The organism is Pseudanabaena yagii GIHE-NHR1 (assembly GCF_012863495.1).
In the GTDB taxonomy this organism is placed as follows: Bacteria; Cyanobacteriota; Cyanobacteriia; order Pseudanabaenales; family Pseudanabaenaceae; genus Pseudanabaena; species Pseudanabaena yagii.
This window is the reverse complement of sequence record NZ_JAAVJL010000002.1, coordinates 704,990-724,272: the sequence shown is the minus strand read 5'-3', so window position 1 is coordinate 724,272 and position 19,283 is coordinate 704,990. Positions and strand designations below refer to the sequence as shown.

The 19,283-nt window shown below is 42.2% G+C and carries 17 protein-coding genes; 3 read left to right on the top strand and 14 right to left on the bottom strand.

Going from position 1 to position 19,283, the window contains the following annotated elements:
* A partial coding sequence (locus HC246_RS20150) for a DUF2252 domain-containing protein (RefSeq protein WP_169365208.1) occupies positions 1–1,214 on the bottom strand: 1,214 nt, incomplete at its 3' end.
* Between the two features lie 163 nt (positions 1,215–1,377).
* On the opposite strand from HC246_RS20150, the gene HC246_RS20145 reads away from it, so the two are divergent.
* Complete coding sequence (locus tag HC246_RS20145) at positions 1,378–1,701, top strand: hypothetical protein (protein WP_169365207.1); 324 nt, start codon at positions 1,378–1,380, stop codon at positions 1,699–1,701.
* A gap of 4 nt (positions 1,702–1,705) precedes the next feature.
* Complete coding sequence (locus HC246_RS20140; RefSeq protein WP_169365206.1) at positions 1,706–2,383, top strand: hypothetical protein; 678 nt, start codon at positions 1,706–1,708, stop codon at positions 2,381–2,383.
* A gap of 20 nt (positions 2,384–2,403) precedes the next feature.
* Here HC246_RS20140 and HC246_RS20135 read toward each other — a convergent pair whose 3' ends face one another.
* The 4 genes from HC246_RS20135 to HC246_RS20120 all read right to left on the bottom strand — a co-directional run bounded on the left by HC246_RS20135 (position 2,404) and on the right by HC246_RS20120 (position 6,483).
* On the bottom strand, positions 2,404–4,002 hold the full coding sequence (locus HC246_RS20135) for a cryptochrome/photolyase family protein (RefSeq protein ID WP_169365205.1): 1,599 nt from the start codon (positions 4,000–4,002) through the stop codon (positions 2,404–2,406).
* Positions 4,003–4,170: 168 nt separating this feature from the next.
* Positions 4,171–4,473 carry a hypothetical protein gene (locus tag HC246_RS20130; RefSeq protein WP_169365204.1) on the bottom strand — a complete coding sequence of 101 codons (303 nt, stop codon included), beginning with the start codon at positions 4,471–4,473 and terminating at the stop codon, positions 4,171–4,173.
* A gap of 251 nt (positions 4,474–4,724) precedes the next feature.
* Positions 4,725–5,486, bottom strand: coding sequence for a heavy metal-binding domain-containing protein (locus tag HC246_RS20125; protein WP_225903057.1), 762 nt, complete (start codon positions 5,484–5,486; stop codon positions 4,725–4,727).
* Positions 5,425–6,483 (bottom strand): IS4 family transposase, encoded by a 1,059-nt coding sequence (locus HC246_RS20120; RefSeq protein ID WP_169361901.1) that lies wholly within the window; start codon positions 6,481–6,483, stop codon positions 5,425–5,427. Before HC246_RS20120 ends, HC246_RS20125 begins: the two co-directional genes overlap by 62 nt.
* 121 nt (positions 6,484–6,604) lie before the next feature.
* Here HC246_RS20120 and HC246_RS20115 point away from each other — a divergent pair, with 121 nt between their 5' ends.
* Complete coding sequence (locus HC246_RS20115) at positions 6,605–10,366, top strand: hypothetical protein (RefSeq protein WP_211167856.1); 3,762 nt, start codon at positions 6,605–6,607, stop codon at positions 10,364–10,366.
* A gap of 107 nt (positions 10,367–10,473) precedes the next feature.
* On the opposite strand, the gene HC246_RS20110 is transcribed toward HC246_RS20115, so the two are convergent.
* From HC246_RS20110 to nifS, 9 genes are all read right to left on the bottom strand, one after another.
* Positions 10,474–10,620, bottom strand: coding sequence for a hypothetical protein (locus HC246_RS20110; RefSeq protein ID WP_169365203.1), 147 nt, complete (start codon positions 10,618–10,620; stop codon positions 10,474–10,476).
* A 103-nt stretch (positions 10,621–10,723) separates the two neighbouring features.
* Positions 10,724–10,927: a putative nitrogen fixation protein NifT gene (gene nifT / locus HC246_RS20105; RefSeq protein WP_169365202.1), complete on the bottom strand. Its 204-nt coding sequence runs from the start codon at positions 10,925–10,927 to the stop codon at positions 10,724–10,726.
* A gap of 58 nt (positions 10,928–10,985) precedes the next feature.
* Positions 10,986–11,240, bottom strand: a complete 255-nt coding sequence (locus tag HC246_RS20100) for a nitrogen fixation protein NifZ (RefSeq protein ID WP_169365201.1) — start codon at positions 11,238–11,240, stop codon at positions 10,986–10,988.
* Positions 11,230–12,360, bottom strand: a complete 1,131-nt coding sequence (gene nifV / locus HC246_RS20095) for a homocitrate synthase (RefSeq protein WP_169365200.1) — start codon at positions 12,358–12,360, stop codon at positions 11,230–11,232. Before nifV ends, HC246_RS20100 begins: the two co-directional genes overlap by 11 nt.
* A gap of 165 nt (positions 12,361–12,525) precedes the next feature.
* Entirely contained in the window at positions 12,526–14,064 is a 1,539-nt protein-coding gene (gene nifK / locus HC246_RS20090) for a nitrogenase molybdenum-iron protein subunit beta (RefSeq protein ID WP_169365199.1), read from the bottom strand.
* A gap of 201 nt (positions 14,065–14,265) precedes the next feature.
* Entirely contained in the window at positions 14,266–15,777 is a 1,512-nt protein-coding gene (nifD, locus tag HC246_RS20085; protein ID WP_169365198.1) for a nitrogenase molybdenum-iron protein alpha chain, read from the bottom strand.
* A gap of 87 nt (positions 15,778–15,864) precedes the next feature.
* On the bottom strand, positions 15,865–16,767 hold the full coding sequence (gene nifH / locus HC246_RS20080) for a nitrogenase iron protein (RefSeq protein ID WP_169365197.1): 903 nt from the start codon (positions 16,765–16,767) through the stop codon (positions 15,865–15,867).
* Positions 16,768–17,065: 298 nt separating this feature from the next.
* Complete coding sequence (gene nifU / locus HC246_RS20075) at positions 17,066–17,950, bottom strand: Fe-S cluster assembly protein NifU (RefSeq protein ID WP_169365196.1); 885 nt, start codon at positions 17,948–17,950, stop codon at positions 17,066–17,068.
* 114 nt (positions 17,951–18,064) lie between these two features.
* Positions 18,065–19,270, bottom strand: coding sequence for a cysteine desulfurase NifS (gene nifS / locus HC246_RS20070; RefSeq protein WP_169365195.1), 1,206 nt, complete (start codon positions 19,268–19,270; stop codon positions 18,065–18,067).
* Between the last annotated feature and the right edge of the window lie 13 nt (positions 19,271–19,283).

Genomic DNA, 19,283 nt, shown 5'->3' with positions numbered 1-19,283 from the left:
TCGCCAGTTCGAGCGTGGCTTCGTGCCAAAGCCCAGCCACATAACTGCGAATAGCCCCGCAAATCTGTATCCGACATACTGTCAATCTCGACAGAAATCTTCATATCCCTAAGTTGCCGCAGGTAAAAATCATGCCCGTACTCGCCCCTTGCCCAGCCAAGGAAGATATCGGTTGAGGCTTGCATCAGTCGCTGTCCTGTAACTACCCTTTGAGCGTGATTATCGTAACTACTTTTACCTACATACGCTTCCAGTACAGAACTGCGAGCTTCCTTAATTTGTAGGAATAAAGGGTCATTATCCCCCGTCACCAGTAGAGCAATTCCACAGCGTGTACCAACACTGCCAACTCCCACTACCTTCATTGCGACATCCACAACGCGATAATGGTCTAGCAAAATGCGGATATCTTCGCGTAAAGTTTGCCGATATTTCTGAAAGACCGATAACATCTCCGATGCCAGAGAATCTTCAGGCATTGGACGCGATACTGAGGGTAGATTGCTGATAAAACGTCTTTGTCCCTGAACTATTTCGGTCAATTTTTGCAGTTCCATTACGGGTGTTAATGCCCGTGCTTTTATCACTTCATTTTTCAATTTCTTGAGTTGTTTGGCGCGATCAGTAAACGCAAGTAGTGATTCAACTCCAATGCGATCATACCAAACCTGCATCATGGTCATTTGGGCATATTCATTCATATGTTCGCGGTAAGATTGAACAGCAGCGATCGCTGCCATGCGACTGATTTTGTCTGAGAATTTAAGCGATCGCCCTGCCACCACGATGCTAGTAGCTAGCCGCTTCACATCCCATTCCCAAGGGGCTAGTAGGGTCTCGTCAAAGTCATTAACATCGAAGACAAGATTTCGTTCTGGTGTGCCATACCCACCAAAGTTGGACAAGTGGCAGTCCCCGCAAGCCTGCACTTTTATGCCAGTTGTAGGCGTTTTGCTCAAATCGAATGCCATAATGCTGGCGGCTCCTCGCAGAAATGCAAAGGAAGATGCGAGCATTCGTCCGTATCTCAGTGGCACTAATTCTGGCAATCTGCCTTGGTTAGATGTTTCTAATATTGCCATAGGTTCAGATCGCTCTGATGAGGTTTTCCACTCCTCATGACTTGAGCGCGGTACTCGTTCCCGCAGAGCTTTTCCTTTTGCGATACCTTCTGCGCGTGAGAGGATTTGTGGCGGTAAATTCCGGTTTTGCATTTAGGGTGATCCAAGTAATCCAGTAATATTGTTGCTAAGGCTGAAGACGCTAATATATTTTCAAAAGCTACTTTAAGTTTGCAAGATAATCTTAGTAAATCGAACATTGATTTAGCTAATGCCCATATACTAAATTTTTTGAATTAGAGGCTAAGTAATCCCAATGATTCAACCACCCCTTCCTCAACCCCAAAGCGATCGCACCCCAATCACCCTTGATCAATATGAAGCCTATACCCCCGACAAACTAGAGCTGATACATGGCTTCTATGACTACGGCTATCCAGAAGATTTCAAAGGCTTTTATCTAGCAGTACTCACCAATATGGGACTACGCGCCGCCGTTAGCTATGTACCAATGTCTAAATGGTTAGTCGCCATCCAAGAGGTAGCTTTGCAAAATCCCAAGCTTAATGATAATTTGCGCGATCGCCTAGTTCGAGGAATAGCCGAGTTGAATGAGGTATTCGAGTGTTTGGAGAAATAGCCAAATGAATGTTCAGAAAATAACTTTTATCGGTATCGCTTCGCTAGCCACCTTAGGAATAACCTTTGCTGCTTTGTCAAAAACTACTGAGAATAAATTTTTACTGCAAGAAGCCGAACGGCAACTTGCGGCAATGCAAACCTCAACTTACCAACATATTACTGATGTAGATGAAGCTAACGGACGCTATAACTATGATTGTTCGGGCTTCTTAGACTACTCACTCCAAAGGGTATTGCCAGAAGCCTATGCAGAAATACCCGTCTCTAAATCAAAAGTTCACCGTCCCCTCGCTCAAGACTTTTATACATTATTTGCTACCCAAGCTAAAGAAACTAAGCACTGGAAGCGGATTCATAAAGCGAGTGATTTACGTGGTGGCGATATTGTTGCTTGGTTGCGTCCCCAAGACCTTGACAGTCACAATACTGGTCATGTCATGCTTGTTCGCGCCAAGCCAAGTCTGAACCCCGATCGCCCCAATGAGATCCTGATTCCAGTAATTGACTCGACGAGCGCACCCCACGCAAAGGATAGTCGCAGCAAAGGGCAAACTGGTTTGGGAACTGGAACGATAGGCATAGTTCAAAATGCTGAAGGCAATGCGATCGCTTATTACTGGCGAGGAGGATTGTCAAAACGGGAAGAGATAACCCCGATCGCCTTTGGTAGACTTAAATAAAATTTTATATTGAATTATGCCTAGCTAATTAAAGGAGCATACTTTATACCATTTATAAATTTGCTTGCTGATAGATGAATTTCCTGTTTCTCATCTTCTGTCTTTTTGTCATAAGCATTTACCATAAGTGAGACTCTTCCATTTTCAGTAAAGCTTTCGCGATGTTTATCGACAAAATTCCAATATAAATAGTTAAATGGACAAGCAGTTTCGCCCGTTTTTTCCTTCACATTGTATTTGCACTGCGAGCAACTATTGCTCATTTTATTGATATAGTTACCTCCCGAGACATAGGGCTTAGATGCTAATATGCCTCCATCCGCAAAGGTAGACATTCCTAGGACATTAGGTAGTTCAACCCATTCATAGGCATCCACATAGGCAAGCCAAAACCAGCGATTTAGGTGGCGGGGATCAGTGTTGATGAGATTGCTGAAATTGCTTAAGATCATCAAGCGTTGAATGTGATGTGAATAGCCGTAATTTAAAACTTGGGTAATCGCATCTTTGAGACATAGTAAATCTGTATTTGCATCCCAATAGAACTGCGGTAGATGGTTATCAAATCCAAAATAGTTACTCTCGCGGACATCTGGCATCTTTGCTTCATAATAAATGCGAATATACTCCCTCCATCCGAGGATCTGGCGTACAAATCCTTCAACGGAGTTCAGAGGAGCTAATTCTTTTTCATAGGCTGCGATCGCCATTTCACAGATCTCCCTTGGTAAGAGCAAGCCATTATTTAGATATATTGATAATACTGAATGAAATAGAAATGGTTCTCCTACTTTGATTGCGTCTTCGTAAGCTCCAAATCTGGATAAGCGGGTTTCGACAAATAATTGAGCTAGCTCAAGGACGCGATCGCGGGTTACAGCATAAATAAATTTATCTACCTTCCCAAATGTATTGGGAAGGTATTTCTGGACTAGCTCAATTACTTCCTGAGTAATGGGATCAGGTTTAATTTCTGGGATTTCTGGAATTACTATCTGTTTCGGTAATGCCTTGCGGTTCTCTTTATCGTAGTTCCAATTACCGCCAATCGGTTTACCGTCTTGCATCAGATAGCCTGTCTGTTTTCGTAATTCTCGATAAAAAGTTTCTAGGCGATAACCTTTTTTGATTTTAGGTTTAAACTTCTCAACATCAGCAATGAAAAATTGATTGGGTAAAGCCTTAATACGCTTACCAAATATATTTGCTAATCTTGCCATCTGCGATCGCGTATCCCATTCAGAAGGCTGCATATAGGTTAACTCTATATTTGGATAACGTATGAGGAATTCCTCTAAAGCATCAGCATAAGCCCCTTCGGCAAATAGATTAACAATGAGAAAACCCTTCTGATAGCAGCTAATTGCAAAGTGCCTCTGAGTGCTCAATATATAAACTAATTTCTGTTTGTGATGCGGAATAGAGGTGGCATAGGCTAGAGATTCGACAAAGATTAAAATTGGCTTACGATCAAGTAAATCTCTAGGAAAAACAGCAAGATTCAATTGGTCATGGAGAATAAATAAAGCGCGATCGCTATTTGTTATCTCTTCCTCTAGTCTTGATGAGATTGGGTAATTATTAATCTGGGAAAGAAATTCACGAGCATTTTCGAGCATACTAGTATTAGACTTCTTATAGGTTGGAAGTTCGGATAAAAGTGACTTTTTGAGATTAAGAGGTAATCAAAAGAGTCAAGATTGGGACGTTATACTGAATTACAATTGCCCTGATGGCTGATACTACACCAAATTATTATCACCCTGAGACTTCATAGGGTTATCCTTTTAAACTTCTTGAACGCGAATCGTCAGCAAAAAAGCTCCAACAGAAATCATATAAAGGATTAATGCAATTGGAAATATGGATTCGATTGTTAGCCAATGGGGAGGCGGATTTGAAAGCGTTTTGAGATTTGCAGGATCTAGTAATAATTGTAATAATGAGTAGCAACTATTACCCTGACTCCATCCATAGCAGCTTGCGGGGCTAGATAAAAGCTTGGCTGCTTGAAGTACGAATATTAATGGAATAAAAGCCCTGTAATACCTGACTCTAGCATTGCGTTTTTTGATGGTTGCTACAATCATGCTAATTACACAAACTCCATAAAATGGTAAGAGTGAAAAAAATGCAATGATCCAAGCCAAAGAGGAAAAAGATGTTGTCAGGTAGACAATCAAGCTAGCGATCTCATAAAAACATACAAATACACTAAACCATCTAAACGAGATCTCTTTTGACATAACAAAACCAATATTCGTAAGGACTTGAGGCAGTACAAGGTAAGCATAAGCAGACCAGTATCAACGCGAGCTACTATGCACCATGATAAATATTTTTAACGATGAACAAATCGAAGTAGGAAAAAGATCATCCAAAATGCAAATATGACTAAGCCCGCAACTACGGCAAGAATGCTCGATGAGTTTGTGGGCTGATTTAACGAGAGAGCCGAAGTGGTTTCCGCAGTATTAATAAAAGTCTCTTGGTCACGAATAATCGCCTGTGGTATGAGGTTTTCTGATTCAGTCCTGACATCTGGCATTTTTTTCACGGCTGTGCCAATAGCTAAAAACTCAATAATGCCACCACCTAAATTATAAACATAGGTTTTGATGCCCACCACTTGATCCGCACCACAGCGGCGGGCATCTTCGGCGATATGCTTTAAAGCTTCTTCTCTGGCTTCATAAATCAGCGTTGTCAACTCTCTAATTTCACCGCGCACAAAAGATTTGAAAAACGAGCTTATGCCGCCGAGCAATCCCAAAGAGTAAACGGAAACCCCTAAGACTAGCTGCACAGGCATATATCCTTGATTAATCAGGTTCCACATTTCTTCATTGGTGAGATCGCTAGCGATCGGATTTTGATGATAAACCTCTGGCAGATATGGATGATGGGAAGCAGTGCCAATCATCACCATTTCTTGCATTGCTCCTAATGGCAAAATCGATGTCTTAATGCCAACAACTGCATTGGCTCCTACTTCCCTTGCTTCTGATTTAATACGCTGAAGGGCAAGATGACGGGTTTCGCTAAGTACAGGACAAAAATTTAATGGAGTTAAAGAAGGCTTGAGAATTGAGATGTAAGTCAAAGATGATGTGACGAAGGAAATCAAAACCAAGGCGAAAAATGCTTTTAGGAAGACGACCGTGTTTTTTAGGCTTGAGGGGATTTAGTTGAGCCAACCAAAGCCCAGAAGAAAAAGCCCAACATAAAGCCAGAGTAAGCAAAGCAATTAGTTTGGAAAGACGTTCAGGATCTTGAAGATGAGTGGACTCCAAACAAAAGCCACGGGTTTTAAAGCACCCGAATAAAGTCTCAATAGCCCAACGCTTAGCATAGTCAGCAATAGCCGTATCAGGGTCATGAGTCGTCGCGACAATTAATAAATCGCCATCATCAAGACGCATAGCGGCTATACGAAGCCAATGGTTCCAAACCTTTCTGGGCTTGGACAATACTTTGGACTGACCAACTTGGAGGTCTTGAAAACAAATGTCGGCACGCAGTTTTTTCTGCCCGTCATTGAGCAAAGTATTTTTACGGCGGATACGAAAACGGTTACATGGTTCACACAACAAGTAATCTAACCAATCCTCACCGACAAACTCTCGGTCTGCACTCAAAAAGTCGATTTTGCGGTCTCCAAATATTTCCAGAAATCGATTACACAATTCACAGCGCTCACGGGTGTTTGAGTTACCTTTTTTGTCCAGCATCATCCATACCAACGGGAATGCAATACCGTAATGCACTATTCCCAATGTCAGCACATTAAACACGGTTTTACCGAATTCCCAATCGGTGCGGTCGATAGAAATTACCCAAGGTTCGGGGATTTGCATGACTTTGACGACCATGAGTGCGATCTTTTCATAGTCCACTTCAAAGTCTCGAAAAAATCTCTGTAACCTCTTATAGTGTGATTCGACTTTGGCATAACCACTAAATCCTGTGGCAATTTCAGCTAGGTTTACTGTCTTTACTCGCATTAGCGCGATCAAGAACATGGACACAAAGGCTAGTCTTGCTCTATTCCATTGCAGATGTTGCTGCAACTTTTCTCGGAATAGGTTAATCTCTTTCATAGGGGTTTTATTTACGATGTGGTTATCTTTTATAAAACCCCTCCCTGCCTACTTTTGCAACTTTTTGCCCTGTACTTAGAGAGTACATTAATAAAACCAACGTGTATATTTTCTGTCTGTCATGATTTTTGATGTTCATCCCTCTAAAATTGAAAAGTTAGATAGCAATAGCCTTGTCATATTACTCAAGAAATTACTTCACGCTGAGGCTCAGTATATTGGAATACCACTACGAGGAGTTTCAGTTCCTCTTCAAATTACTACCCCCGATGGTGGTGAGGATGCCAGATTTTCACTTGAGATTAAATGGACAGAGTATCTCGAAGAAACAAATTATTTACCCTCTAGATTCTGTATATTTCAGTCAAAAGCTACAAATTTAGGAAGAGCAGGATGGAAAAAAGAAGTTTGGACAAAGAAAAGTCAAAAGAAAGGATCTCAAAGAGAACTAAATGAGGCAGTGACAACGGTTATTGCTAAAAAAGGCTTTTATATCGGCTTTACTTCTGCCCCAATTGTAGATCAAGAAAAAACCAAACTAATTGAGGCTATCAACCAAGGTATTCGAGAAGCTGGGGGGAATCCCGATGAAATAGGGATTGATATTTATGATGCTAATAAAATTGCGACTTGGGTATCGCAATATCCTGCGATCGCAGTTTGGCTTAATGAACAAGAATCAGGACTTAAGCTAAAAAGCTATGAAACAATTGAAAGCTTGGGGGAAATATTAGATATTTCTAAAGTGCCACTAGTTGAAGACAAAGCTGATCGATTTCAAATAGTAGAGAACAAAGAAAGAGACTCACTTTCTTTCCATAAAACAAAGGAAAGAATTATGGATTACCTAGCAGATCCTAGAAGAACGATAAGGGTTTATGGGGCTTCGGGGCTTGGTAAAACGCGATTTGTATACGAAGTCTTTAAGGATGAGACAACCACAATAAAGCTTTCGTTATCAGTGTCTACAGTTTACTGCGACTTAGAAAAAATAGGTCATAAAATTTTGGCAGATGTTGAAAGTTTCTCAGCATCAAGTAAGTTAGCGCTCATCATTGTAGATAACTGTCCTCGTGAGACTGCTATTAAGCTTAATGAAATAGTGAAGAAAGAAAGTAGCAATCTCAAAATCATAACGATTGGCAATGACAATCAACCTATAGACAAAGATGATTGTTTGAATATTTCAGTTACTCCTGCCAATGAAACTCTAATTGAAGGGATCATTCGACAACGCTATCCCAAAGCTGATAACTCAGATATTGAATTTGTCAAAAATCTAAGCGATGGATATCCACGTATTGCTGTACTAGCTACTGATAACTACTCAGAAGGATTACCGATTCTAAAATCTATAGAAGATGTCGAAGAACGTATCCTTAAAGGCTGCGGCATAACTTGTATAGAACAAGTTCGAGCTATTGAGTGTCTTGCTTTATTTACTGAATTAGGAGCAGATGAAACCCTAAGTGAAGAACTTGACTTTGTTGCTCAAAATTTAGCTCGTCAAACTGGGGATGAAATGTATGAATATCTAGCTCAAGCCGCAAAGTCTTTTCTTGTAGACTATAACGGCTACTTTTTTATCGCAAAACCTTTGCCTATAGCTAATTTTCTTGGATTAAGAAGGCTAGATCTATTGCGTGTAAAAAATATTCTTAATTTTATTGAGAATGCACCACCAAGATTACAGTCATCCTTTTTAAAGCGATGGGAGTATTTTGACACTTCAAAAACATTAGCTAAAGTTACCGAGATCTTGTTAGCAAGAGATGGCTTGTGCAGATCGCTAGAAAGTTTAAATACAAATATTGGTTTACAATGCCTTGATGCTTTAGTACACATTGATCCAATTAGTGTTGCTTATACTATTGAGCGAATATTCGGAAAACTATCAATAGATGAACTTCAGCAAGTACAATCAGGAAAAGATCATCTAATAAATGTTTTAGCGAAACTTGTTTTTAGCCAAAAAACTTTTCATATTGCAGCAAGAATACTATTAAAATTAGCTGCTGTTGAAAAGCAACCTGTGGGAAATAGCTCAACTATCATCTTTACACAACTTTTTCAAATATATTCAAGCGGAACTGAAGTCGAACCATCAGAACGTTTCCGCATCTTAGATGATGGGCTTAATTCTAATGATGAAAGGGTCATTAAGATCTGTATTGAAGCATTACAAAATACTATACAAAGAAGTTATCGAGGCTGGACTAGAGACTTTAATAAAATAGGAACTCAACCTCCGCTAAAACATTGGAGACCAGAGACAGGGAATGAATTATTCGATTTTATTAGAGAAGGTCTTCAAAGACTAAATAAAATTCGTGTTAGCAATAAAGTTTTTGCTTGTAAATGCGAAGAAATTATTGCTTTTAATATTCGAGATTTAATCTCCTACGAAAACCTTATTGGAGATGTTGAAAATATTTTACAAGATAATACCAAGGATAAAGGAATCTGGCTTGAGGCAATTAAAGGAATTGGTGATTGGTTATATTACGACAGAAAAAAGGGATCAGAAACTTTATCGATAAGAGTAAGAAAACTTTATGATACGCTCCTACCAACCGATTTAATACAACTAGCATTACTATATACAAAATTTTGGCAGATGGATATTCACGATCCAGACTCAACTTACGATACGAACAATAGATCTAATGATGATTTTGAATACTCTTCCAAAAAAGCGAAAGAAGTAGCGGCTGAAATCGCTATAAATCTAGATCTTACGAACCAAGTCATCCAAATAATGGTACAAGAACAGTTGCATAATGTATATCCATTTGCCTATGAATTGGCAATAAAAGTGGAAGATCCATTAAAAATATTTCAAATTGCAGTCAAAGAGTTTGAAAAATCTACAGAAGATAAAGGTATTCAATTTCTCAGTGGATTAATTTCTGGTATTGACAAAAGAGGAAGTGATATTGTGACTAAATGCATCCAAATTGCTCAGCAATCTAATCGTTTGAAAAATCAAATGGTGCATATATACAATGCTATAGATATTTCTGCGGAAAGGCTAAATGAAATTGTACAGAAATTAAAAGACGGAAGTATTAACGCACCTGAGTGTGTATATTTCTCCTATGGAAGGGGATTGGATAATCTTGAAGTCAAAGAAATCTTGCCTTTAATTGATGAGTTATATCTAAATCAAGAATCTGTCGGTATATGGACGGCGCTAGAAATCATTTCTATGTACCAACTTAACCGCTCAAATCTTGACAAACAATTAGCTAAACGAATTAAACAACTAGTTACTGCGCCAAAACTTCTTAAAATAGAAAGAATAGCAATAAATCATGCGTATGCATTCAAACAACTAACTCTTTTGGTTCATAAGTTTTACGGAATTGATGATAAATTTGCAATTGGATTAATTAATCAAGTTATACGGTTATGTAAAGTTAAAGATATAAAAATTTTTCAAATGTTAGATAATGATTTTCAGAGTGTAATTCAAGAATTAGTTAAAGACAAGCCAATTTTGCTATGGAATGCTTTATCTAATTTCTTTGAAATCGCAACTCCATCTGAAACTTTTTATTTGGAAGAACTTGTTGGATACCTCCGACATACATTCGATGGAGAATCCCAAAACAATGCAGGTATAATATTTGGAGTCCCTGAAACCGAGTATATCAATTGGGCTAAGAAAGACCCAAAAAACCGATTGCGTTTCTTATGTAACTTTTATCCTGTACTTGAGAAAAAAGATTCAGGTGAGAGTCAATGGCATCCAGCTTTAGTAAAACTGACCAATGAATTTGGTGAAATTGAAGAGTTTTGCGATGCTCTAGAATCCCGTCTACAATTATATAGAGCTGAAACTGCTAAGCTTGAAACATACTTAACACTATTCAAATCATAGCGCAAACACCCTAAAATGTCTCATTGGGTAAAAGACATGATTAATTCGATAGAGCGGCAAATAGATAAAGAAAAAAAGAGAAATAGTAGAAATCCTTAATCTATACATCAAACATCTATTTCTGCAATCTTGCGTAAAACTTGCCATGCAACCTCTAACTCACCCCGATTAACCAAAGGAGCCAAAACCTGAGACATTGCATATTGCTTACCCTCTAGCTTCACAAACACAATATCATCACCATTCGTCAACATCGTATAAACCAGCGATCGTTAGCAATGTAGAGACCAGTAATAGTATCACCGTACTCTCTATATTGCAATGATGGACAGAACTAAGCACTGTCCATCATAATCATTAAGCAATTCTTCTAGCTTCAACGGTTTTGGGTAAACTTAGCGGTTCTTCTAGCTTATCAAAGGCAAGCTCCCACCCATTTGCTAGCGTCATCACCTTGCCATCAGTGGTTTCCTCTTCTTTAACAACTTCCTCTTCCAAATCTTTTTTAGCAACATAAACCACAAGATGACCGATGTTATTCCGACGTAGCATGACTTTCATAAATTTTTTCCTTAATAATTATTAAATGCGAGTGGGCGCTTTGCGCCTACTCACATTATTAGACGATTTCTAATTCTTTTTGACGACAGCCGATGATATGCCCTGTATAGAGAAAGTGGACAGAATAGATATAGGATCTTTGGAGGAAAGTTCCGATATTCACCACATATCCAACTTCTCCTTTCTTAGCAAGAGTTTCGCCAATCTCCTTCCCAGGGAAAGTGCCATCATTGCGAATTAACTTCTTAATTCTGACCTTTGTGCCAATCTCAAACATAGGAGGACTATCAAGTTCCACATCGTTATACAGCATGGGCAAATCTCCCTGATTGAACGAGACTTAGCAATTCTTCGGAAGTGAGACTACGCTTGACTTGGATCGATCGCTGACGCACGGCATCTAAAACTGATTGCGCTTTCTCCTTCGCCAGATCGACACCCTGCTGCTGGAGCAAATTCGATACGAGATGGCGACCTGAATGCTTGCCAGCCACAAGTTGACGCTTTGCACCCACTTCATCAGGATTAAATGGCTCGTAGCTGCTGGGATTTTGGAGAACTCCTGCGGCATGGATACCAGATTCATGGCTAAAGGCATTGCTGCCAACGATCGCTTTCCAAGGTGGCACGGGATTTTGTGAAGCTGAGGCAACTAATTGCGAGAGTTCCCAGAAACAACGGGTTTCAATCCCCAAGTCGATACCATGAATCTGTTTTAGTGCCATTACCACTTCTTCGAGAGCCGCATTGCCAGCCCTTTCGCCTAAACCATTCACAGTGGTATTTAGCGATCGCGCTCCTGCTTGAACACCCGCAAGAGCATTAGCCGTAGCCATGCCGAGATCGTTATGGGTGTGCATCTCGACGGGAATTGAGAGGGCATTGACCAGTAATTTAATCTTGCGATAGGTATTAAATGGATCGAGAATGCCAACGGTATCGCAAAAACGGAAGCGAGAAGCGCCCCATTGTTCGGCTGAAGTTGCTACTTCTAACAGAAAATGATCATCGGCTCTGGAGGCATCAGCACCACCGACGGACACATATAAACCGCGATCGCGCGCATAGGTAATACTTTCTTGTAGGCGTTTTAGTACAGTTTCCCGCTTACCGTCAGCCATTAGTCCAATCTGAATATCAGAGACAGGTACGGAAATATGGACGCGCTTTAGCCCACAGGCGATGGAAGCTTGAATATCAGAAATTGCCGCACGGTTCCAGCCGAGTAATTTTGCTTTTAGTCCTAAGTTATGAATGGCGGCGATCGCTTCGGTTTCCGCCCCACCCATAGCAGGGATGCCAACTTCTAATTCTTGTACGCCAATGCGATCGAGGAATTTGGCGATTTCGATTTTCTCTTCAATGCTAAACGCTACACCAGCAGCCTGTTCGCCATCTCTCAGGGTTGTATCGTTAATTTGAATGTCAAGCATGATCGTCCTCCTCTTGCTGTACTTAAAAATTTACTTTCAGGAGAAATACTGTGTTATGTACACCAGTAAATCGAACCCCCTTTAATTCCCCCTTGCAAAGGGGGAAGACTAGAAATTTAATTCCCTCCCCTTTGCAAGGGGAGGGTTAGGGAGGGGTTAGGTAGTCTAGCGAATCAAGTCGTAGGAAATATCGGTCTTTGATGGAATGATCGTGTTGCGATCGAGTTCATCAAGGAGAGTATTCACAATCCAGTTGAGTAGATTAATTGCACCTTGATAGCCGTAGGTCGAATAGCGGTGGAGGTGATGGCGATCGAAGATAGGATAGCCAATGCGTACCAAAGGAGTCTTGGTATCGCGCCATAGGTACTTACCGTAGGAGTTGCCAATCAAGAGATCGACAGGCTCGGTGAAGAGGAGCGATCGCAAGTGCCATAGATCCTTACCACCCCAGATGGTGGCATTCTGACCGAAGGGGCTAGAATCGAGCAAAGCGCGTAATTCACCTTCAAAGTTAGCATTACTGTTACTGACGACGATATGAATTGGTTCTGCACCGACTTCCAAGAGGAACTGAACCAAACCGATTACCAAGTCTGGATCACCATAGAGAGCAATGCGCTTGCCATGCAACCATGCTTGAGAATCGGTCAAAGCATCAACGGCGCGACCTCTTTCTTCTTCCAATTCCTTAGGAATGGGCTTGCCTGTGAGAGCCGAAAGCTTCATCAAAAATTCATCAGTACCGCGAATACCGACGGGACGGCTGACGTAGGTCTTTTGACTCCACTCAGTTTCGATATATTCTCTAGTCTTAGTGGTGGCGTAAGACTGGAATGCGATCGTGGCTTCAGCATTGATCGAATCAGCAGCATCTTCTAGCTTGGTTCCGCCTGGATACATTTGATATTCACCAGTATTAGGCGAATCTAAGTATTCAGAATTATCCGCAAGTAAGGTGTAGTTAACATCCATCAAATCAGCATAGCGCTTGATTTCGCGCAGGTTGCCAATGTAAGTCTCAAATCCTGGGATGAAGTTAATCTTGCCGTTGGTGGTTTCTTGCTTTTTACCTGCGGTCAGGTTCGAGAGAATACCCTTGATCATGTTGTCGTAGCCCGTGATATGGGAACCGACAAAACTAGGGGTATGGGCGTAGGGAACGGGGAAAGTTTGAGGAACTGAATTGGCTGCCTTAGCATTGCTGATGAATGCTTGTAAGTCATCACCGATTACTTCTGCCATACAGGTTGTGCAGACAGCAATCATCTTGGGCTTGTAGAGATTGTAGGAAGTTGCCAAACCTTCAATCATATTCAATTGTCCACCAAAAACCGCCGCATCTTCTGTCATCGAAGAGGATACTGCTGAGAAGGGTTCTTTAAAGTGGCGAGTGAAGTGACTGCGGAAATATGCCACGCAACCTTGAGAACCATGTACGAAGGGTAATGTAGCCTCAAAACCAACTGCTGCAAGGATTGCTCCTAATGGCTGACAAGCCTTTGCGGGATTGACGGTGAGAGCTTCGCGGGCGAAATTCTTTTCGCGATATTCCCAGCTCTTTGTCCAGTCAGCAATCTTCGCAACTTCTTCGGAACTATGTCCGCCTTCAAATTCTTTCTTAGCTTTAAACAGCTCTTGATATTCGTCTTGGTGGAATAACCGAGCGTGATCTTGAATGTCGTTAACGTTATTCTGAGCCATGATTTTAATTCCCAAAAATGGTTGAAAATTTTTGATGAGGATGGGGTATGTAGCGTTTACCAATCCTCAGGGGGTAGGGGTTCGACTTCGCTCACCCCACGAACAATTGAAGTTTGAGAAAATAGACTTAATTTGTCTTAGAGTTGACTTCGCTCACTACACAGTTGAATCGAGAGTTGAGCGAAGTCGAAACTCGTCATCTTAAGCAGCAACTTCAACCTTATTCCAAGGAGTACCAATTAAGCTCCAAGTGGGGCTATTAAGGGCAAGATCCATGTCACGGGCAAAGATCGCAAAGCCGTCATAACCGTGATAAGGACCAGAGTAATCCCAAGAGTGCATCTGACGGAAGGGGAGAGCCATCTTCTGGAACACATACTTCTCTTTGATGCCTGAAGCAATTAAGTCTGGCTTCAGTTCTTTGACGAAGGCTTCAAACTCATAGGCGGAAACATCGTCATAGATGAGAGTGCCATTCTCAATGTAGTGAGTGGTGCGCTTGTAGTCGTCATTGTGACCGAACTCATAGCCTGTACCAACCAACTTCATACCAAGATCGTGGAAGGCGGGAACAACGTGGCGAGGACGCAATCCACCAACCATAAGAGCTACAGTCTTGCCTGTGAGACGAGGACCGTATTTAGCAATTACGGCATCGGTTTGGGCTTGATACTTCGCAATTACTTCTTCGGCTTTAGCTTGGATGGTTTCATCAAATTTAGAAGCAATTTCTCTGAGTGAGGCAGCGATTTGGGTTGGTCCAAAGAAATTGTACTCTAACCAAGGAATACCATAGGCTTCTTCCATGTGACGGCTGATATAGTTCATGGAGCGATAGCAGTGAACTAGATTCAGCTTTACGGAAGGAGTGTTGATCATCTCGGTAAGCGTACCGTCACCCGACCATTGAGCGACTACGCGCAAGCCGATTTCTTCGAGGAGGATACGGCTAGACCAAGCATCTCCACCGATGTTGTAGTCACCGATAATAGCAACATCATAGGGAGTTCCTTCAGGGACATCGCCTTGTTTCTTCTTTTTGTCAAATTGAGGGAAAACCCAGTCACGAACTGCGTCATTGGCGATGTGGTGTCCGAGGGATTGGGATACACCACGGAAGCCTTCACAACGAACAGGTACAACAGTTTTGCCGATTTCTTTAGCAGCTTTCTTGGCTACTGCTTCAATGTCATCTCCGATCAACCCGATTGGACATTCCGATTGAATGGAAACACCACGATTGAGAGGGAAGAGTTCATCTAGCTCGGTAATCAATTTCAATAGTTTTTTGTCACCACCAAAAACGATATCGCGTTCTTGGAAATCAGAGGTGAACTGCATCGTGCCGAAGGAATCAATACCTGTAGTGCCGATGTAGTAGTTGCGGCGACCAGACCAAGAGTAGTAACCACAACCAACGGGACCATGACTGATGTGGATCATGTCTTTGATGGGTCCCCAAACTACGCCTTTAGATCCAGCGTAGGCACAACCACGGGTGGTCATGGAGCCAGGCACAGATTTGATATTGGATTTGACACCACAATCAGACTTGCCTTCTTCAAAAACATTGAGATGCTTTTCGCGTTTTTTCTTGGCTTTGTCGGGATACGCTTCGAGAACTTCTTTGATTAATGCCTTGGTTTCAGGAATGTCATTAACAGGTGTTGTAGCGGTTGGAGGTGTTAATGTAGCGGATTCTGGAGGTGTCATATTAGCCTCAAGGAAAGGGTTTTAAGGGAAAAGAGAAAAGATTGAAGGTCATCTATGTAGGCATAGCCTACATAGATGACAAATTATTTAGACGAGGGCTAGGTCTGGGGTTTCATCCGCAGCCTTACCGATGAGATGCTCGAACTCCTTGTCATCGCCAAGAATACCGAACTCAACCAAGAGGTCTTCTAGCTCATCCATAGTGATGGGGGTAGGAATGGTGAGGTTGGTATTGTTGTAGATCTTGTTGGCAAGGGTGCGATATTCCTGAGCTTGAGGATGATTAGGTGCATACTCAATTACAGTCATACGACGCAATTCAGCGTGTTGAACAACGTTGTCGCGAGGTACAAAGTGAATCATTTGGGTATTCAAGCGTTGGGCAAGAGTTTCAATCAACTCAAGTTCCCGATCGCACTTACGGCTGTTGCAGATCAAGCCGCCTAAGCGTACACCACCAGAGTGGGCATACTTGAGAATACCGCGAGCAATGTTGTTAGCAGCGTACATTGCCATCATTTCGCCAGAGGTGACAATATAGATTTCTTGGGCTTTACCTTCACGGATAGGCATTGCGAAACCACCGCAAACAACGTCGCCTAATACGTCATAGCTAACGAAATCGAGATCTTCATAGGCTCCATTTTCTTCGAGGAAGTTAATGGCGGTGATGATGCCACGTCCAGCGCAACCAACGCCTGGTTCAGGACCACCTGACTCAACGCATTTTACGCCTTTGTAGCCTCTGAGTAGAACTTCATCTAGTTCGACATCTTCAACTGCGCCACGTTCAGCAGCAAGGTGGAGAACGGTGGTTTGGGCTTTGCTGTGGAGCATCAAGCGGGTAGAGTCAGCTTTAGGGTCGCAACCTACAATCATGATGCGTTCGCCATCGGTGAGATCGGCTAAACCTGCGATCGTATTTTGAGAGGTTGTAGATTTACCGATACCGCCTTTGCCGTAGAAAGCAATTTGTCTAGTTTGAGCCATGATGAGTTTTCCTTTGTTAAATTAAAAATGTACTGTAGGTTAGAAGTAGAACTCTTGAGAAAGGGCTTAAGGAAGTTCTTTCTCAGATTTAGAAGCGATCGCTGTCACCACAGGAGGGGAGCGCTCGACTCCAAGAATAGATAAGTGAAGATTCATTATTTTTTTGGTAGCTTTTTGGGGCTTTTAGCGATTAGCTTTTAGCGATTAGCTGTGAGTGATTAGTGATTAGCTATGAGTTTTTAAATTGCTTCGGAGATTAGCTAAAAGCCAATAGCTAACAGCTAATAGCTAATCGCCTTTAAACTGCTTCTACAACGAGGCTAGAGAGAACGCGATCGCGTAGTCTCACTTCGATCGCATCTTTTAAAGTAGCGGTGCTGCTAGAGCAAGAACTGCAAGCACCTTTGAGAATGACTTTGACAATATCGCCATCGACATCGAATAGCTCGACATTGCCACCGTCTGCGATGAGCATTGGGCGGACTTCATCGAGAATTTCTTGAATCTTGGTAATCTTTTGGACAGTGGTTAACTTACGGCTAGTTTGTTGAATGCGTGTAAGTTCGGCTTCCACTCTAGCGGTTGTGGCTTCTTTATCCTTTTCTACCGCCGCGATAATATCTTCAATCCCTGCGAGACAGGAACCACAGGAACCACCAGCTTTGATGTAGTTAGTAACTTCTTCAACGGTAGTGAGATTGTTCTCAATGACGATGCGGCGAACACGGTTATCACTAACTCCGAAGCAGGTGCAGAGAAGTGCGCCTTCATCTTCTTCATGATGTTCAATCTCTATGCCGCGATACTTGTAAATAGCGGCTTCTAAGGCTTCTTGTCCCATTACGGAACAGTGCATTTTTGCTTCAGGTAAGCCGCCTAAGTAATCGGCGATATCTTTATTGCTTACTTTGAGAGCTTCATCTAATGTAAGTCCTTTGATCATTTCTGTCAAGGCAGAAGAAGATGCGATCGCACTCGTGCATCCAAAGGTTTGGAAGCGAGCGTCAAGAATGCTATCGGTAGGAACATCAATCTTGAGATGTAGTCTCAGAGCGTCACCACAGGCAATGCTGCCGATTTCGCCGAATACAACTGCAATATCTCTTTCGTCAGTAACTTCTATCGCTCCTTGGTTTTTAGGATTGTAGAAGAGGTCTAATACTTTATCGGTGTAGTCCCACATGGCAAGTAAAAAGGTAAAAGTAAAAAGTGAAAATAGAAAGCTAGTAGTTAGAATTTCAAGATCAAGTAAATTCAGGTAAGAGAAAAATATTTTTTCCTTTTTCCTTTTTCCCTTTTACTTGACAAGAGCCTCTTCTCTCTCTTGCAACCAACCCGCAGCATCGCTGTTAAAGGGAGATAAAGCACGGAGGCGATCGATGATGCTGGGCATGACTTCTAGGACGCGATCGATGTCGGCATCGGTGGTGTAGCGGGAGAGGCTGAAGCGGATGGAGCCGTGGAGAATCGTATAGGGGAGTCCCATGGCACGAAGCACATGGGATGGTTCGAGGGAGCCAGAGGTACAGGCGGAACCAGAGGAGGCGCAAATACCATAGCGATCAAGGGATAAGAGAATTGCTTCTCCTTCAATGAATTTGAAACCGATGTTAGTAGTATTTGGGAGACGATTTTTAGGATCGCCGTTTACTTCACAGTCGGCAATGGTTGAGAGGAGAAACTTTTCTAAGCGATCGCGCAATTTCTTTTCATGCTGTATCGCATTTGGTAAATGGATTAACTCCAATTCCGCAGCTTTACCTAGGGCAACGATACCAGCGACGTTCTCAGTTCCTGCTCTGCGCCCGCGTTCCTGATGTCCACCAAGGATATAGGGACGGAAGCGATAGCCACGACGGACATATAATGCGCCAACGCCTTTGGGTGCGTGCAGTTTATGTCCAGAGAGGGTCAGCAAATCAATCGTACTGGTTTTCAGGTTGAGAGGGATTTTGCCAACCGCTTGTACTGCATCCACATGGAAGGTTGCACCATATTCCTTTGCCAAAGAGCCAATTTGCTCAATGGGGAAGATTGTGCCTGTCTCATTGTTGGCGTACATCGTGGTTACTAGCGCTGTATTACCAGTGAGCGCCGCCTCCAACTCCGACAAATCAATTTGCCCTTTGCGATTTACAGAGAGATAAGTAACGGTATAACCTTGCTTCTCTAACTGTTTGCAAACATTCATCACACAGGCATGTTCGACTTGCGTGGTAATAATATGTTTGCGATCGCTCTGGGCTGCAAGCGCTGCACGGATGGCAGTGTTGTTTCCTTCAGATCCGCAACTAGTGAAGATGATTTCTGAAGGCTCGGCTCCAAGGAGTTCGGCAACTTGCGATCGCGCATTTTGAATAGCTTTGCCCACCTGTCCACCGAACGTGTGCATACTGGAAGGATTGCCGTAATAAGTGGTGAGGTAAGGAAGCATGGCTTCGACAACGGCGGGATCGATTCTGGTAGTAGCATTATTATCAAGGTAGATTACATCGGGGTTCATACTATTACTTCCT

Bases quoted from the DNA above. Each gene is read 5' to 3' on its own strand.
- HC246_RS20145 (WP_169365207.1), top strand. From the start codon at position 1,378: ATGATTCAACCACCCCTTCCTCAACCCCAAAGCGATCGCACCCCAATC.
- HC246_RS20140 (WP_169365206.1), top strand. From the start codon at position 1,706: ATGAATGTTCAGAAAATAACTTTTATCGGTATCGCTTCGCTAGCCACC.
- HC246_RS20135 (WP_169365205.1), bottom strand. From the start codon at position 4,002: ATGCTCGAAAATGCTCGTGAATTTCTTTCCCAGATTAATAATTACCCA.
- HC246_RS20130 (WP_169365204.1), bottom strand. From the start codon at position 4,473: ATGATTGTAGCAACCATCAAAAAACGCAATGCTAGAGTCAGGTATTAC.
- HC246_RS20120 (WP_169361901.1), bottom strand. From the start codon at position 6,483: ATGAAAGAGATTAACCTATTCCGAGAAAAGTTGCAGCAACATCTGCAA.
- HC246_RS20115 (WP_211167856.1), top strand. From the start codon at position 6,605: ATGATTTTTGATGTTCATCCCTCTAAAATTGAAAAGTTAGATAGCAAT.
- HC246_RS20110 (WP_169365203.1), bottom strand. From the start codon at position 10,620: ATGTTGACGAATGGTGATGATATTGTGTTTGTGAAGCTAGAGGGTAAG.
- nifT (WP_169365202.1), bottom strand. From the start codon at position 10,927: ATGAAAGTCATGCTACGTCGGAATAACATCGGTCATCTTGTGGTTTAT.
- HC246_RS20100 (WP_169365201.1), bottom strand. From the start codon at position 11,240: ATGCTGTATAACGATGTGGAACTTGATAGTCCTCCTATGTTTGAGATT.
- nifV (WP_169365200.1), bottom strand. From the start codon at position 12,360: ATGCTTGACATTCAAATTAACGATACAACCCTGAGAGATGGCGAACAG.
- nifK (WP_169365199.1), bottom strand. From the start codon at position 14,064: ATGGCTCAGAATAACGTTAACGACATTCAAGATCACGCTCGGTTATTC.
- nifD (WP_169365198.1), bottom strand. From the start codon at position 15,777: ATGACACCTCCAGAATCCGCTACATTAACACCTCCAACCGCTACAACA.
- nifH (WP_169365197.1), bottom strand. From the start codon at position 16,767: ATGGCTCAAACTAGACAAATTGCTTTCTACGGCAAAGGCGGTATCGGT.
- nifU (WP_169365196.1), bottom strand. From the start codon at position 17,950: ATGTGGGACTACACCGATAAAGTATTAGACCTCTTCTACAATCCTAAA.
- nifS (WP_169365195.1), bottom strand. From the start codon at position 19,270: ATGAACCCCGATGTAATCTACCTTGATAATAATGCTACTACCAGAATC.